The organism is Planktothrix tepida PCC 9214, from assembly GCF_900009145.1.
Taxonomy (GTDB): domain Bacteria; phylum Cyanobacteriota; class Cyanobacteriia; order Cyanobacteriales; family Microcoleaceae; genus Planktothrix; species Planktothrix tepida.
Window position 1 is genome coordinate 221,658 of record NZ_LN889796.1, and the last position, 16,548, is coordinate 238,205.

The following is a 16,548-nucleotide window of genomic DNA, read 5'->3' on the forward strand; positions in this document are numbered from 1 at the left end:
AATTTAACAGAAGATCGGGGAATAGGGGATAGAATGGCGTTGGACAAACCCGAAAGGATTGCATCAATGCTAAAATCCGAAAATAGAAAAAATAGCGACTTTACTCAATTATGAATATTAAAGCTATTGTTCACGAAGCTGAAGAGGGAGGGTATTGGGCAGAAGTTCCTGCACTCCCTGGATGTGTGACCCAAGGAGAAACTTGGGAAGAAGTGATGAAAAATCTGCAAGAAGCGATACAAGGTTGGTTAGAGGTGGCAAATGAAAGTCTAAAGGAAAAAGAAACTGACCGCATTGTGGAAATTGCAGTATGAAATCAATTTCTGGGAAAAAATTTTGTAAAATCTTGGTTAGAAAAGGCTGGATTTTAAAAGAATCAAAGGTTGAGTTTAACTTATTCTTAAGGAAACTTTAAATGATGTTAACAGATTATATTTATGCAGCCATGAATCGAGCAAAATATGAGATCTTAGAGGATGGGATATTTTATGGAGAAATACCTGACTGTCAGGGTGTTTGGAGTAGTGGCAAAACCTTAGAAGAATGTCGGGAAAATTTACAAGATGCGTTAGAAGGATGGATCATTTTAGGGTTACGTTTAGGTCATCAATTACCGATTTTAGATCAGATTAACTTAAATTTTGAAAACGAGGTTGCTTAATGCCACCATTTTCTGCAATTAAATGGAAAGATTTTGTGCGTTATTTGAAACTAGCTGGTTTTCAAGGGCCATATCCTGGGGGAAAACATCAATATATGATTAAGGATGAAGTCAGGTTAACTATTCCTAATCCTCATCAAGGTGATATTAGTAAAAATTTACTGAGTCGGCTGTTACGTCAGGCGAATATTAGCCGAGATGAATGGGAAAAACTATAATAAATTGCCCTAGATAGTCAGTGAGTGAGGACGCGGATACTGGATTATCATTCAAGGTTAAGCGATCACTTTCTATTATATCTTAATTCCCTAATCTGTTATCCCCTCAACTATTTTGATTTCTGCTTCTGTTAATCCATATAATTGATAAACCAGTTGATCAATTTTTGTTTCAAAATTCTTAACATCTTCCTCTTGAGGATTAAGACATTTTTCAACAAGGTTTGTTATGGCTTGACACTCTGATTGGCTGGAGGTGGGAATAGGGAAATCTTTCATAAATATTGAGCTTGGTTCGTAGAAATCCCCCTGTAATTTTGATAGTAAATTCTGAAACAAAAACCCCACAACCCTAGAGTTAAGAACTGCGAGTAGAAATTTATCATTGGTAGGAATAATAAATGCTTTCTGATTTGTGTAATAGCCTAATTCATCCCAAGCAAATTCATTAATCTTACAAATATTTGGATAAATAATTTTAGATTCTTCAAATTCTTTCCAGTAAATACAAGATCGCAATTCCCAAAAGAATTTACCTTGATCGCATCTTTTAATTAAGGCTTCCTTAAATTGATTAAAATATTGATAAATCGCAGGGTATGTGTTATAAAAAATCTTTTCTGCTTCTTTTTCTGGTTGATCAGACCAAGGATGTTTTTTATTTTCAGAAGACTCAATTTTGATCAAATATTGATCAGCAAAATCTACTCGCCATCTTTTAACATCACGACCACGCAGCAAAGGTTTAATAACTTCCGCAGATGAAGAATGTTCAGCGATTAATTTATCTCTTGTTTGGCGATCAATGATAAAAGCCTCGTTAAATCCTGTTTTAATACCATAATAAAATCTACCATTTACATATTCTCCTAACGGTGTACCAGTATTTTGCAGTTTCGCCAGCAAGTCCAATACCTGAGAAGATTCTAGTCGCCAGCCATCAGATTTTAAGTTTCTCTGAGGAATTATCAAACTATCCTGCTCTAAAACCGTCACAAATTGTGCAATATTTTGTTTTTTTGTTAGATCCCATGATAAAGCTTTTAATTCATTCGCGTCAGATTTAAATTTACTTAAAGAGATAATGCTAGGATAAGCGATCGCTTCTTCAAAAACCGGAAAATCACCGAAATCGATTAAATGATAAATCGTTGTTTTATCTGTCAAAAGTTGACGTAACTTTTCACCATAACCTGCTCTCAAATATTTATTAGAGGAGATATAAATTAAATTACCTTTTGCTTTTAATATATGCAAACCTAATTCATAAAAGTAAACAAATATATCACTAATACCTGTATAACATTGATAATTTTTCTGTAAAATTGCCTTAAATTCCTTAATCTCTTCTTGTCTAATATAAGGCGGATTACCTATCACAACATCAAACCCAATAAACTTTCCTGTATCATCCAAAACTTCAGGAAACTCAAACCGCCATTCAAACGCATTTTCATAAATCTTACCGCTTTCGATTTCCTCAATTTCCACTCTTAACTTATCAATCTCATTATTTAACTTAGCAATTTTCCTTTCCCGTGCTTTCTGTTCCGCTTTAGTTTCCTCAAATAATAAAAGTTGATTCTCTAATTTATCAATTTCTCCCTCTAACTGTCTTAACTTCGTTTTCTTGGGGTCAGTTCCTTGAAGGGTGGTTTTAAAATTACCTTTAATGGTATTCATAAACTTTTCCATCTCTCGCTTTTGCTGTTTATTCTCAGCATGACGATAGGTTTCAACCGCATTTTGATAAGTTTCAATATCAATTTTATTTTTCTTTAATGCTGGTTTTAAATCCGCATCCAAAGGAAACCGACTAATTAACGAGTTACCGCATTTTATATTAATATCAATATTCGGTAAAGTTTCCAATTCCGTGTAATTACTCTCCACTTTATAATAGGCATTTTTTAACAATTCTATCCATAACCTTAACCGACAAATTTTAACCGAGTTCGGGTTAATATCTACCCCAAATAAACAATTTTCGATAATCGTTTGTTTTTCGTGAAATAAAGTTTCTTGGATACGTTGACTTTCTTTATTTTGAGGGGTATATTTAAACGGTTGATTATCTTCGTCGGTAATGATTAATTCATCATTTTCTACCGTAATTTGATATTCTTTTAATCGCTTTCCCTCTTGATCTTGTAAAATCTTCAAATCATGCTTAATGGCGATCAGTTCGTTTAACGCTGACACTAAAAAATGTCCTGACCCCACCGCCGGATCACAAATTTTAAGACGGTTGATAATTTGATTTGCTTCGGTTCTATCTTCAATTTTATCATACAAATCATCCAATGTTTGACAATTCCAACCTTTAATTTCATTAAATTTCTGAACAACCGCTTTCCGCAGAGTTTCTCGACACATATACATGGTAATAAAACCTGGGGTAAAATATGACCCATCTTTATAACCGTTAATTTTCTCGAAAATTAATCCTAAAACCGACGCATTAATTAAGGTTTTTTGTTCCTCTTGAATTCCTTCTGACCCTTCGCTACTAAAATCATAAGCATCCAGAAACTCAAATAAATAGTGTAGGGTGTTGAGTTCTCCCGTCCGTTTATTTCCGTTAGCATCTTTTAAAACCGTTGATGAAAAAATCGGGAGTTTTTCTTCTCTAAGATTACTAATAACAATAGTTTGATGTTCAAGTTCAGTGGGTTCAAACAGGGAACTATTCAAATAAGGAACCTGAGAAAATATTCCTGTTAAATCCGGTTTTCGTTCACTGGATTTAACCGCTAAGACTTGGAAAAATAACCGATCTAAATCACCCAAATCATGAATTTTATTTGTATTTAAAAAAGCAAAATCACGATTTCCTTTATGGTAAGTGATTAATTGAGATTCTAATAATTTTAAGAATAAAATCCGGTTGACCCAAGTAATCGATAATTCTAACGCAATATTAAAAAGTTTTTCGGGTTCAGTTTCTCCAAATTGTTCGGGGTTTTCCAGTCGAGAAATTTTATCTAAACTATCGAGTTGTAAAATAGCATTTTCAATCAGTGAACCCGGATTTTGTTTATCTTTGGGTAGACGTTGGATTAGTTTTTTATTCTTTTCTTTGGTTTCAGTTAAACCAATAATATACAGTAATTCACTATAAAACCCTTTATCTAAAGTATTACTATCATTCGCAATGGGTAATTTTAATAAATGTTGAGGAGACAGTAACTTAAATAAAGCAATCAATTTTTCATCATCTTCAGGGTTATTATTTCTAACAAATTGTTCATAATCTCGAATATCAAAATAAGTAAATATTATTTCATCTTTAATAGCTTCAATGGCAGGTTTAGCAATTTCTTTATAGAAAAAATCCGTTGTTTTACCCGTTAAGCGTCCGGCTTCAAAATCTTCAAATTGTTGAATTAATGGTTTATTTTCACAAAAATATTTTTCAAAACTCTGAGCATCAAAAATAAACCATTCATAAATATTAGTAATAATTAAATATTTAATTTCTAGGTTTTTATTGTTAATTCGTTCTCTTAAAAAATATAAAACTAACTCTTGTAAAGCTTTAGCATTAAGGTTTTCAACCTTCACCATTTCAGCTTTATTTTTGGGTTTTTTAACTTCTAAAATAATACCGACACTGCTTTTAGACTCTTTTTGATTGTGAATAACCAGATCATTTCGTTCTTTAGTATTAATAAAATAGTTAGGACTATAATAGGTATTTTTCAGGAAATCAGCCATGAGATTTTTATGAAATTCTTCTGACTCCTTTTCATTAATGTGATCAAGGAGATTAATCAAATTAGCTTTAAATTGTTCAATATCGCTCCTGCTGACTTTAACTTTCAGAAACGCTTTATTTAATGCTTCTCTGGGTTGTCTGGGGTGATTGTTCATGCTCAAAACCTCAAGAAACAAGACTGATCATCGTTCCCAGGCTAAAGCTTGGGAATGGTTCAGGGGATTCTACCTCCAAATTAATTCTATTGTATGGGAGGCAGAGCCTCCTGATGAGCATTTCTAGGTCGAACCTAGAAACGAGGGAAACATCTACATCCCAGAGAAACCGGGTTTCTGCGTTGATATGGCTAACCTACCCAGAAACCTGTTGAGAAACCCGGTTTCTGAATATATAGAGTCAATTCCACAATGTAACGAAATATTACAATAATGCCGTCATAGAGGTATAGCGTCTTGACATCTGAGAAGGGGTTCGTTATCTTGAAATACATACCCGGGTACACAAGTTCACTGTCCTATGCAAAATAAGCAAAAGGTAACTCTCTATCTCCCGCCTGAACTGCACCGCAAATTAAAAATTAAAGCGGCAGTTGAATCAGAACCGATGTCATCCATTGCTGAACGAGCCATTGTTTTCTACCTGACTAATCCCGAATTGGTAGACGAAGTGGAGACATCCTACGGACAAACCCATCGGGTTTACTCCTGTCCAGATTGTTCCAGTTCCATTGTCATGAAGGAAGGGGAATTGACCTCATTAAGAGAACAACCCAGTGTCCTATCCGATGATGAACTCCCCGTCCAATCCGTCAGAGATGTTGAATCGACAACGGCCCAATCGGGAGAAGAAGAACTGGTTCCCTGCTAAATCCCTGGCTTCGATGCTGGCGCGAGTTGTGTTCAGAATCGGACGTTAGGAATCGGAAATTCTGTAAACGTTACACCGTCTCTATTGGATCGAGGACTATGCAAGAAGAACTTAGTATCTTAATTGAAGCCCGATATCCTCTGATCTACCTCGTCACCTCTGAGGAAGAGCGGTCTGAGCAGGCTATCGCCAAAATCGCGCAAGCCAAACGCCAGAGAGAGGTTTATGTGTGGACAGTTACTCGTGGCTTAGTCAAATATGATCAAGCACGAACAGCAGTTCAGTCCAACACCGTTTCCCCTCAAGCGGCGATTGAATGGGTGATTCGACATAGAGAGCCTAACGTAAGCGGAGGTATCTATATTTTTAAAGATTTGCATCCCTTCAAAGATTCTCCTGAAGTGACCCGGTGTTTACGGGATGCGATCGCAAGCTTCAAAGGCACAAACAAGACGATCATCTTGATGTCGCCGATTCAATCCATTCCCATCGAGCTAGAGAAAGAAGTTGTGGTTCTGGACTTCGCTCTGCCCGATATGAAGGAACTCAATCAAGTGTTAACGGCCCAACTCGAACAAGCCCGGTCTCGACGTTTAACCACCGAAGGACGCGAAAAACTGCTCAAAGCAGCATTAGGCTTAACCCGGGATGAGGCTGAGAAAGTCTACCGGAAAGCTCAAGTCACCGCCGGACATCTCACTGAAGAAGAAGTTGATGTTGTTCTCACTGAGAAAAAGCAACTGATTCGACGCAATGGAATTTTAGAATACATTGATGTCGATGAAACTATCGATTCAGTGGGCGGTTTAGAAGAACTCAAGCGGTGGCTGCACCAACGTTCCAACGCTTTCACTGAACGGGCACGGGAATACGGTCTGCCTCAACCCAAAGGAATGTTAATCTTAGGGATACCCGGATGCGGAAAGTCCCTGATTGCCAAAACCACTTCTCGATTATGGGGATTACCCTTACTCCGATTAGATATGGGTCGGGTGTATGACGGTTCAATGGTGGGACGTTCCGAAGCCAACCTGAGAAACGCTTTAAAAACGGCTGAATCTATTTCCCCGGTGATTCTATTTATCGATGAATTAGATAAATCCTTTGCCGGAAGTGCCGGAAGTGCGGACTCAGATGGCGGAACTTCTAGCCGGATCTTTGGATCATTCCTCACCTGGATGCAGGAAAAAAGCTCTCCTGTATTTGTGATGGCAACGGCGAACCGCGTTGAACGTTTACCCGGAGAATTCCTCAGAAAAGGCCGATTTGATGAAATCTTCTTTGTAGATCTCCCCACCAAAGAAGAACGCCAAGATATTTTTAGAATTCATCTGTCCAAACGCCGTCGGGAAATTGAACGCTTCGATTTAGAACAACTTTCTACCGTTTCCGAAGGCTTTTCTGGAGCAGAAATTGAGCAAGCCGTAATCGCTTCGATGTACGAGGCTTTTGCTCAAGACCGCGAGTTTACGCAGCTTGATATCATTGCCGCGATTAAGTCCACTTTGCCCTTGTCCAAGACCATGAACGAACAGGTCACCGCACTACGAGATTGGGCAAGACAGCGTGCACGTCCGGCTGCGTCCTCCGTCGCTGAATATCAGCGCATGGAGTTCTAAAAGCTTACTCCTAGTCCAAATAGGAGGTAAGGCTAGTCCCCAAAATAGGCTAGCAGTTCCCAAAAAAAAAGCCGTCCCCTGATAAAGGCGGCATTGATTCTAACCAAACCGTTGTTGTTTCGTTTTCAGTTCCACGGAGGATACCTAAATGTCTCACTTTAGCACACTGCGTACCAAAATCACCGATTCCGAAATCCTGAAAGCTTCTCTGCGTGATCTGGGCATTAGCACCAAAACCAGTGCTGATGTTCGGGGTTACAATGGCCAACGGGTTCGTGCCGACTTGGTTGCAGTCCTTGAAGGCGAATATGATCTGGGCTGGTCTCGCAACAGCGATGGTACCTACGATTTAATTGCTGATCTGTGGGGTGTTGCTAAAAAACACAACCAGACCGAACTGATCAACTCCATTAATCAAAAGTACGCCGTTAACAAGACCTTAGCTGATGTCAAACAGCGCGGTCTGCAAAATGCCAACGTGAAATTGGTCGTCCAAAAATAGTTGGTCAAAGCGTTCCCAAGCTGGCGGGTTAACCAAATTTACACGGGTTAACCCGTTTTTCTATTTGCAACTGGATCAATTTATGAGATATCTTAGTAATATTCATCATAGTGGATCGGTAATCTACTACTTAAAAAACGTAGCGAATTCTCATGCAAACTGAAGCTTTTAGCGAGCTTTTTCCACTATTCAAGGGGGCCAATCCTGAAACATTAGAATGGCTACTATCCGTTGCTGTCAAACATGAATATCCCGCCGACCGGGCTGTTGTCATGGAAGATGCTTGGGGAAATGCCGTTTATTTTGTCGTTTCTGGATGGGTGAAAGTCCGTCGCTTATCTGGAGATGAAGTGGTGACATTAGCCATTTTAGGACACGGAGATTTTTTTGGAGAAATGGCGATTTTAGATGAATCCCCCCGTGCCAATGATGTTATCGCCCTATCATCAGTCCGATTAATTAGTGTTTCTGCCCAACGCTTTATCCAGACGTTGTTTAAAGATCCCCAACTTCATCATCGAATGTTGCAATTGATGGTGCGTCGTTTGCGCCAAACCAACCAACGCTATCAAATTCGTCACCGACCTCCAGCCGTAAAACTCGCCAATACCCTCGTAGAATTAGCTGAAAATTACGGTCAGCCCACTGAAAAAGGGGCAGATATTTTTAATATTCCCTTCCAAGATTTAGCGGATGTTACAGATATTTCTTTGGAAGAAACAAGCAAAATAATGGATAAAATTATGAGTAAAGGCTGGATGACTATTGATGAAGAACGGCAAGTGATTCATTTGCTCAATCTCAAACATTTAAACCATCTTGCCAGTCAATAAAGCCGAAACTATTTTAATAGATAGGGAATAGGGAATAGGGAATAGGGAAAATAGAATGAACTCCCTGTTTTCTATTCCCTATTTCTTGGATAAACTTATTTTTAATCACTCAAAATTATGACTGAAGCAACTCAAACTCGTCCTGATTCTTTGACTAAGGTTACTCCTGTTTTACAATATTGGGTGGGAATGCCTCAACCCGAATCCCATTTATTTGAAATTAAGTTACAGATTCGAGGAGATATTCTTTCATCCTCCCCCTTAGCGTTAAAAATGCCCGTTTGGACTCCAGGGTCTTATTTGGTGCGGGAATATTCCCGACATTTACAAGATTGGGGAGTTTGTGATCAGGACGGAAACCCCTTAAAATGGAGAAAAGTTAGTAAAAATCATTGGCAAATTCACTCGAAATCGGCAACAGAAGTTAGAGTTTCCTATCGCATTTTTGCTAATGAATTAAGTGTTAGAACCAATCATTTAGATTCATCTCATGGTTATTTTAATGGGGCGGCTTTATTTCTGTATGTACCCGGATATGAACAACACCCGATTCAAGTTACTATAGAACCCCCTAAAAATTGGATAGTTACCACAATTTTACCAACGGTTTCTCATCAAATTAATACGTTTTATGCGGCTGATTTTGATACGTTAGTTGATAGTCCCTTTGAAATTGGAACCCATCGATTATATGAATTTCAAGTTGAAGGAAAATCCCATCAATTAGCAATTTGGGGCGATGGGAATGTTAATCCTGAAAGGTTACTGACGGATTTTCAAAAAATTATTACCGTAGAATCAGAATTATTTGATGGATTACCCTACGAACGTTATTTGTTTTTATTGCATCTTTCTAATCAAGGGTTTGGCGGTTTAGAACATAAAGATTCTTGTTCGTTAATTTATTCTCGGTTTGGGTTTCGCAACACCGATAAATATAATCGGTTTATGCAGTTAGTCGCCCATGAATTTTTCCATTTATGGAATGTTAAACGGATTCGTCCAAAAGCGTTGGAAGTCTTTGATTATGAGCAGGAAAATTATACTTCTTCTTTGTGGTTTTCGGAAGGGACAACCAGTTATTATGATATGGTGATTCCCTACCGGGCGGGAATTTTTGATGTTAAAGGTTTTCTGAATGCGATCGCTAAAGATATTACTCGGTTACAAACAATTCCAGGGCGGTTAGTTCAACCCTTAAGTGAATCGAGTTGGGATACTTGGATTAAACTTTATCGCCGAGAATCCCATAGTGATAATAATCAAATCTCTTATTATTTAAAAGGGGAATTAGTATCATTTTTACTGGATTTATTAATCAGAGAAAAACAGGGAAATCAGCGATCGCTCGATGATGTCATGCGCCAAATGTGGTCAGAATTTGGTCAGCCGGAAATTGGTTTTACTCCTGAACAATTAGAACAGGTAATTGAATCTATTGCTGAAACCTCTTTAAACGATTTCTTCCAAAAGTATTTGTATGGACTGGATGAACTTTCCTACAATCAATATTTAGAACCCTTTGGTTTACAATTAATTGCTGAAACAACGGATGAAACGCCCTATTTAGGCTGCAAACTTGCATTGGAAAAAGGTCGAGAAATCATTAAATTTGTGGAAATCGGGAGTCCGGCTGAAGCCGCAGGATTAGATATTCACGATGAACTTTTAGCCATCAATGGATTTAAAGTCACCTCTGACCAATTCCAGGAACGCTTAAAAGATTACAAACCGGGAGATACAGTAGAATTAACCTTTTTTCATCAAGATTTGTTGCGAACTTGTCAAGCTACGTTGACATCTCCCCGTCCTAATCATTACAAAATCGTTTCTGTTAGCCAACCCACCCCTCAACAAAAACGAAATTTTGAAGGCTGGTTAGGATGTGCTTATCACAACTTATGAGAATTTATGAGATGATGGGGGAAAATATTTCAGAGGTTAAGCGATGGAAGTACCACCCCCTCCTTCAATTACACCCCGTCAAATGAATCTATTGCGGGTTGTAACCTCGATGGCTTGGTCAGATGGAGAATTAGCAACAGAAGAAGTTGACGTGATGTTGAATCAGTTTAGTCGTTTGTTCGCCAAACAGGAACAACAACAGCAACAACTTCAACAGGAATTAAGGGATTATTTAATGCAAAATATCCCCTTAGACGAGTTAATCCCAAAACTAGAAACCCAAGCTGAACGAGAACTGGTACTCGTTTTAGGATATGAAGTAATTAACTCTAGTTCTCGTACCCCCGATGAACCTAAAATCAACCCGGAAGAAGCAGCGGCTTATCAAAAATTATTGCAGTTACTGAATCTCCCCCCAGAAGTGGTTCAACGTCTGGAATCTGAGATGGATAGTCCCTCCCATTCTAAAACAGAATTAATTGAAACTATCACCCGTAAATTAGGAGAGTTTATCCAAAAATAATCTCTCATCAGTCATCAGTTTTTAGTTTTTAGCAAACAACTCTTGATATAAACTGTTAAATCTTCCCCTGATAACTGATAACTGATAACTGATAACTGATAACTGATAACTGATAACTGCTATGAATGACATTGCTAAACAAGCCCATAATGGTCGTGTGGCAGCCATCATTCAAGTAATTAATGAACAAATGAGCGATTTAGGGGTAAGAACTCGTGCTGTTTTTACCCATGATGTTTTGCAATTGCTTTGTGAGGCTCAAAATCCTGAATTATTAGAAAAAACAACCATTGTCACTAAAATTCGTGGAATTTTGGAGTCTATTTCTCCGCGTAATATTCGTCGAGTCCGAATTAATAGTCGCATCCTGAAAGAACAGCAATTACTCTGGTTAGAAACCATTACCCAAGATCCAGAAGAGCAATTACTCTGGTCAGAAGATATTGTTCTCAAAAAACCGATTCTTTTTAAACGGTGGTTTAACCCCATTCCATCTCAAAGTTCTACCCCTAATCAACCCATTGTCAACAATTTATCCTCAACTCCCCAGCCAGAAAAACGTCAATTTTCACTGAGTGTAATTTTAGGTATTGGGGTAAGTTTACTATTAGGATTAATAGGATTTTGGCTATATAGCGAGTTACAATTTCAATTATTCAACGCCTTACAATATCACCGAAAATACAATGTTGAAGTATCTCCTTCCCCTCAGCAACCTTTATCTTCCGCAGAACAGTTTACCCAAGGCGTAAAACTTGCAATTGAAGCCGCCGCCGAAGGACAAGTTGCGGATACCCGTCAAGAATGGTTAGAAATTGCTCAAAAATGGCAGCAAGCTGCTGATTTAATGGCAGAAGTCTCTCCTGATTTTGAACGCTATGCAACGGCCCAAAATCGCGCCTCCCTATATCGTCGAAATCAAGAACAAGCCCAACACAAAGCGGATGAATTAAATAATGAATAGAAGTATTATCCCTATTCCCTATTCCCTATTCCCTATTCCCTATTCCCTGTTCCCTGTTCCCTATATTTTGATAAGTTTGTTCTAACATTTTCGGGGTAATCTGTTGTTTTCCGTGATAGTGGAAACGACGATTTAAACATCCGATGGTTTTGACATACGAAGACATCGTATTAATATCATGAGTAATCATTACAATCGTGATATATTCATTTAATTTTAATAATAACTCATAAATACTACTGCACATTTTCGGGTCAACGCTGGCGGTGGGTTCATCTAGGAGTAAAATTTGCGGTTCACTGGCTAAGGCTCTCGCAATGTAAACCCGTTGTCGTTGTCCTCCCGATAATTCTCCAATGGGGCGATTTCGTAAGTCTAACATTTCCACTTTTTCTAAAGCCTGAATCACAATTTCTTCATCTTTTTTTGTATAGGGTCGGAATAAAGAACCTTTTCCTAAGCGTCCCATTCTCACTACTTCATCCACCCGGACGGGAAAATTGCGATCAAACTCTAAAATTTGAGGGACATACCCTAAATAACGCCGTCCTTGAATTACAGAATGACCCATAATTTTAACCTCTCCTTTTAACGGTTTAAGTAACCCTAAAAGCACTTTAATTAACGTGGTTTTCCCGCCTCCATTAGGGCCGATTAATCCTAAAAAATCTAATTCATGAACCGTTAAGTTAATCTCTTCTAAAATCGGTTCATGGGGATCATAACCCGCCCAAACTTGGTTTAAACGAATCACTTCGTTTTTTCGATAAGGGTTTGGGGATAAATCGTGAGAATTTGACACGGGTATAAAGGTAAATTTAGGAAGTAAAATCATGGCTAAATCCAAAATAAATTAGGGGTTTAAACTTTGAGATAAATTTTCTGAAACTTTTAATAAATTATCAGACCAATTTTCATCTAAATCACTAATCATAACGACTTTACCCCCGATTTCTTTAGCTAATGTTTCCGCAGAACGAGGGCTAAATTCAGGTTGGGTAAAAATAATCTTAATGTTTTCTTTTTTAGCCTCAGAAATTAAATCTGCTAACTCCGCAGCACTCGGTTCTTGTCCTCCCACTTCAATGGCTTCCTGTTCTAAGTTATAATCCTTAGCAAAATAACCCCAAGCGGGATGAAAGACCATAAACTTTCGATTTTTGAGGGGAGTTAAGTTTTGGCTAATTTGTTGATTCAGTTGATCAATTTCTGTGAGAAACTGATTTAAGTTGGCTTGATATTCAGCTTGATGTTTAGGATCAATTTTAACTAATCCATTATAAATATTTTGAGCTTGAATTTTAACTAATTGAGGAGATAACCACACATGAGGATCTAAGGTTTCTTCTACTGAAGACTTATTTTTTTCATCGTGCTGATGTTCCACCATTGTAATCCGCTTAATTCCTTGAGTTGAATCAACGATTAACATTGTTTGATTAGCGGCTTTAATTCGATCCATCCAAGCTGTTTCAAAGGAAACACCAATGGTTATATAAGCTTCGGCATCATTTAATGCTTGTAATTGTTGAGGTTTGGGTTCATAATTATGTAAATCCACCCCTGGCGGAATCATCACATTCACTCGAACATTCTTACCGCCAATTTTTTCTACAAAATATTTTTGGGGCATAATACTAACCGTAATATCCATTACAGAATTAGCGGTTTCCGTTGATGTTTTGGTTGCGGGTGAAGGGTTATTTTCAGCCAAATCTTTAGGTGTAGAAATCCTGTTACACCCACTGATTAAACCGATGCCTAATAATAGAATTACTATTGGGGGATAAACCCACAACCTCATGTTGATGTCCTCAATGTACCTTCTTGCTCAGTTTGCCAACAACCAGCCGTGAATCAATATTCTGGGGATGGGACTTGGCTTAACTATAATGATAATCGTTTTCAAATTGTTTGGGAAGAGGGTTTCCCCTATCCCCAGGAGTAACTTGCACTCAAAAATCTAAAATTCAAAATTCCTGGTCACGGTTTATCCTAAGAACAGCAGTCTTTATTCTCCTGTGATGAATCAACGTTCTAATTCCCTAGTCTCTGTGCGGGACTTTTTCCAGCACTATCCTGAAGCGATTGCGGCGATAGTTTGCGCCATTTTGGTCTTCATGGGTTGGGTCTGCTTACAATTCGGCTGGGTCGGATTTGCATTTTTAGTGTTACCCATTGCCTATGTAATTGGGGGTTATGAAAGTGCCAAAGATGGGTTAACAACCCTGCTTAAAGAAAAACAATTTGATGTCGATTTATTAATGATTGTTGCTGCTTTAGGAGCCGCTATTTTAGGAGTTTGGAAAAAAGATTATTTCTTAATGATTGATGGGGGAATTTTAATCTTAATTTTTGCGATTAGTGGTGCCTTAGAAAGTATTGCAATGCAGCAAACAGAACGCAATATCCATAAATTGATGGAATTAACACCGGATACCGCTACCGTTATTGAGGATCAAAAAGAACAAAAAATCCCCATTAATAAATTAAAAATTGGAGATATTATTTTAGTAAAACCGGGAGAACGAATTCCCACCGATGCTGTTATTATATCTGGAAATAGTACCCTTAATCAAGCACCCATTACCGGAGAATCTATTCCCGTTGATAAAACCGTTGGAGATGAAGTGTTTGCGGGAACTTTAAATGGAAATGGAGCACTACAATTAAAGGTTCATCAACCTCCTGAAAGCAGTTTAATTCAACGGGTGATTCAGTTAGTAGAACAAGCCCAAACCGATGCTCCTCCCTCTCAGCAATGGATGGAAAAATTTGAACGAAGTTATGCTAAAATTATTGTTTTAATGGGTCTAGCATTAGGAATTTTACCTCCTTTATTCCTGGGATGGGATTGGGAAACCACGATTTATCGCGCCTTAATTTTTTTAGTTGTGGCTTCTCCCTGTGCCTTAATGGCTTCTATTATGCCCGCCTTATTATCAGGAATTGCTACGGGGGCAAGACATGGAATTTTATTTAAAAATGGGGCGCAATTAGAAAAAATTGGACGAATAAAAGCCATCGCCTTTGATAAAACCGGAACCTTAACAACTGGAAAATTAACGGTTGTCGATATTATTCCAGTTACAGGGATTTTAGAAAGTGAATTATTGCAATTAGCAGTAGCAGTAGAATCCGTTTCAGAACATCCCATCGGACAAGCCATTGCTAAATTTGCCTTGGCAAAAAATATTCCTCGAATTACCGCCGTTAATGTCGCCACTCAAATCGGGGAAGGGATTATTGGAAAAGTGGATGATGACCAGATTTTTATCGGCAAATTAGAATGGATTGATCAACATAATATTGAAGTTAATCCTGAGTTAATAGAAATTAGTGATCATTTAGAAACCGATGGAAAAACAGTGGTTTGGATTGCTAAAAACCAGCAAACTTTAGGGTTAATTGCGGTAGCTGATACCGTGCGCTTAGAGGCAAAAACCTTAATTAAAAATTTGAAAAAATTTGGTATTGAACAAGTTGTTATGCTGACAGGAGATCATCAAAGAACCGCAGATAGTGTGGCAAAACAATTGAATATTGATTTGGTTTATGCTAACTTATTACCAGAGGATAAATTAACCATTGTTCGACAATTAAAAACCCGTTATCAAGGGGTGGCAATGGTGGGAGATGGCATTAATGATGCTCCAGCATTAGCCTTAGCAGATGTGGGCATTGCGATGGGGGGGGCGGGAAATGATGTAGCCTTAGAAACGGCCGATATTGTGTTAATGACAGATCAATTGGGTAAAATATTAAAAGCGATTAAACTGGGTCGTCGGGCTAACCGTATTATTAAACAAAATATTGCCTTTGCACTTTCATTTATTGTAATTTTATTAATTTCTAACTTTTTCGGTTCTATTAATATGCCAATTGGGGTGATTGGACATGAAGGATCAACGGTATTAGTCACATTAAGTGGTTTACGGTTATTAAAAAGTTAATTCAGAAATCTTAGAAACCCGGTTTTTTGAAGAAACTGGGTTTCTAAGAGGGATTTTGTAAATTAGAAATTTGTTGAGAAAACCAGAATGCGGCGTTAAAATTATTGGTTTTTTCTAATTGTTCTAAGGTTAATTCTAATAAAGCAATGGGTAAACCGTTTAAAGCAATGGACGTGGTAATTTCCTGGTATTTACCATTGTCTTGTAAGCGAAACGCAATCACCCGTTTTCCGCGAATATCAATCACCCAATATTCAGGAATTCCTAATGCTGCATAAAGTTGTTTTTTCTCATCTAAATCCATCGCTAAAGTCGTATCTGAAATTTCCCCAACTAAATCAGGAACTCGCCACTTTTCTAAATTAATTCTGCGTAGTTCTCCTTCTTGCCATTTGGGAGAATTTTCACCAATATATAACACTTTATCCGGTGAAGCAGCCCGTTGGTTGGGTTTTTCGATCACACAACCACTAAAGGAATTTGCTAATACCCCAGGTTCCCGCGAAAACCAAACATAAAATAAAAAACTCAATAAATCGTTCACATTAGAGTGATTAATTCCTTCATTTCCCATATCAATCCACAAATATCCTTGATCAAAAGTAATATTAACGGTTTCTAAATAACGATTATTAACATAACTTAAATAATCTTCCCAAGTGGCAGGTTGCCATTGAGGAGTTTGAGCCAATTCAGGAATAGAAACTAGAGTTGTCATGGTTTCATCCTAATTTTAAGAGAACGTATATTTTATTTTAACATTAAGTTGAGGAGTGGTGCGTACA

At 37.8% G+C, this 16,548-nt stretch carries 15 protein-coding genes; 11 read left to right on the plus strand and 4 right to left on the minus strand.

Annotated elements, in window-relative coordinates; all coding sequences use genetic code 11:
• Nucleotides 1-110: 110 nt before the first annotated feature.
• The 3 genes from PL9214_RS11605 (at nucleotide 111) to PL9214_RS11615 (ending at nucleotide 879) form a co-directional block, all read left to right on the plus strand.
• Complete coding sequence (locus PL9214_RS11605; RefSeq protein WP_072718972.1) at nucleotides 111-314, plus strand: type II toxin-antitoxin system HicB family antitoxin; 204 nt, start codon at nucleotides 111-113, stop codon at nucleotides 312-314.
• A 101-nt stretch (nucleotides 315-415) separates the two neighbouring features.
• Nucleotides 416-661 carry a type II toxin-antitoxin system HicB family antitoxin gene (locus PL9214_RS11610; RefSeq protein WP_245824235.1) on the plus strand — a complete coding sequence of 82 codons (246 nt, stop codon included), beginning with the start codon at nucleotides 416-418 and terminating at the stop codon, nucleotides 659-661.
• Nucleotides 661-879 (plus strand): type II toxin-antitoxin system HicA family toxin, encoded by a 219-nt coding sequence (locus tag PL9214_RS11615; RefSeq protein WP_042152033.1) that lies wholly within the window; start codon nucleotides 661-663, stop codon nucleotides 877-879. Before PL9214_RS11610 ends, PL9214_RS11615 begins: the two co-directional genes overlap by 1 nt.
• 90 nt (nucleotides 880-969) lie before the next feature.
• On the opposite strand, the gene PL9214_RS11620 is transcribed toward PL9214_RS11615, so the two are convergent.
• Nucleotides 970-4,752, minus strand: coding sequence for a DUF7149 domain-containing protein (locus tag PL9214_RS11620; RefSeq protein ID WP_072718973.1), 3,783 nt, complete (start codon nucleotides 4,750-4,752; stop codon nucleotides 970-972).
• 361 nt (nucleotides 4,753-5,113) lie between these two features.
• On the opposite strand from PL9214_RS11620, the gene PL9214_RS11625 reads away from it, so the two are divergent.
• From PL9214_RS11625 to PL9214_RS11655, 7 genes are all read left to right on the plus strand, one after another.
• Nucleotides 5,114-5,464 (plus strand): slr0373 family blue light stress response protein, encoded by a 351-nt coding sequence (locus PL9214_RS11625; protein WP_072718974.1) that lies wholly within the window; start codon nucleotides 5,114-5,116, stop codon nucleotides 5,462-5,464.
• A gap of 98 nt (nucleotides 5,465-5,562) precedes the next feature.
• Nucleotides 5,563-7,083 carry a stress-responsive protein Ycf46 gene (ycf46, locus tag PL9214_RS11630; protein ID WP_072718975.1) on the plus strand — a complete coding sequence of 507 codons (1,521 nt, stop codon included), beginning with the start codon at nucleotides 5,563-5,565 and terminating at the stop codon, nucleotides 7,081-7,083.
• 148 nt (nucleotides 7,084-7,231) lie between these two features.
• Complete coding sequence (locus PL9214_RS11635; protein WP_072718976.1) at nucleotides 7,232-7,585, plus strand: DUF1257 domain-containing protein; 354 nt, start codon at nucleotides 7,232-7,234, stop codon at nucleotides 7,583-7,585.
• 152 nt (nucleotides 7,586-7,737) lie between these two features.
• Nucleotides 7,738-8,418, plus strand: a complete 681-nt coding sequence (locus PL9214_RS11640) for a Crp/Fnr family transcriptional regulator (protein ID WP_072718977.1) — start codon at nucleotides 7,738-7,740, stop codon at nucleotides 8,416-8,418.
• 117 nt (nucleotides 8,419-8,535) lie between these two features.
• A complete protein-coding gene (locus tag PL9214_RS11645; RefSeq protein WP_072718978.1) occupies nucleotides 8,536-10,323 on the plus strand; it encodes a M61 family metallopeptidase in 1,788 nt (595 codons plus the stop codon).
• A 43-nt stretch (nucleotides 10,324-10,366) separates the two neighbouring features.
• On the plus strand, nucleotides 10,367-10,846 hold the full coding sequence (locus PL9214_RS11650; protein ID WP_072718979.1) for a tellurite resistance TerB family protein: 480 nt from the start codon (nucleotides 10,367-10,369) through the stop codon (nucleotides 10,844-10,846).
• A gap of 121 nt (nucleotides 10,847-10,967) precedes the next feature.
• Nucleotides 10,968-11,810, plus strand: coding sequence for a hypothetical protein (locus tag PL9214_RS11655; protein ID WP_083579979.1), 843 nt, complete (start codon nucleotides 10,968-10,970; stop codon nucleotides 11,808-11,810).
• Nucleotides 11,811-11,835: 25 nt separating this feature from the next.
• Here PL9214_RS11655 and PL9214_RS11660 read toward each other — a convergent pair whose 3' ends face one another.
• Nucleotides 11,836-12,645 (minus strand): metal ABC transporter ATP-binding protein, encoded by an 810-nt coding sequence (locus tag PL9214_RS11660; RefSeq protein WP_083579980.1) that lies wholly within the window; start codon nucleotides 12,643-12,645, stop codon nucleotides 11,836-11,838.
• An 18-nt stretch (nucleotides 12,646-12,663) separates the two neighbouring features.
• On the minus strand, nucleotides 12,664-13,614 hold the full coding sequence (locus PL9214_RS11665) for a metal ABC transporter solute-binding protein, Zn/Mn family (protein ID WP_072718981.1): 951 nt from the start codon (nucleotides 13,612-13,614) through the stop codon (nucleotides 12,664-12,666).
• A gap of 220 nt (nucleotides 13,615-13,834) precedes the next feature.
• Here PL9214_RS11665 and PL9214_RS11670 point away from each other — a divergent pair, with 220 nt between their 5' ends.
• A complete protein-coding gene (locus PL9214_RS11670) occupies nucleotides 13,835-15,763 on the plus strand; it encodes a heavy metal translocating P-type ATPase (protein WP_072718982.1) in 1,929 nt (642 codons plus the stop codon).
• Nucleotides 15,764-15,806: 43 nt separating this feature from the next.
• On the opposite strand, the gene PL9214_RS11675 is transcribed toward PL9214_RS11670, so the two are convergent.
• Nucleotides 15,807-16,481: a Uma2 family endonuclease gene (locus PL9214_RS11675; protein ID WP_072718983.1), complete on the minus strand. Its 675-nt coding sequence runs from the start codon at nucleotides 16,479-16,481 to the stop codon at nucleotides 15,807-15,809.
• Nucleotides 16,482-16,548: the final 67 nt, after the last annotated feature.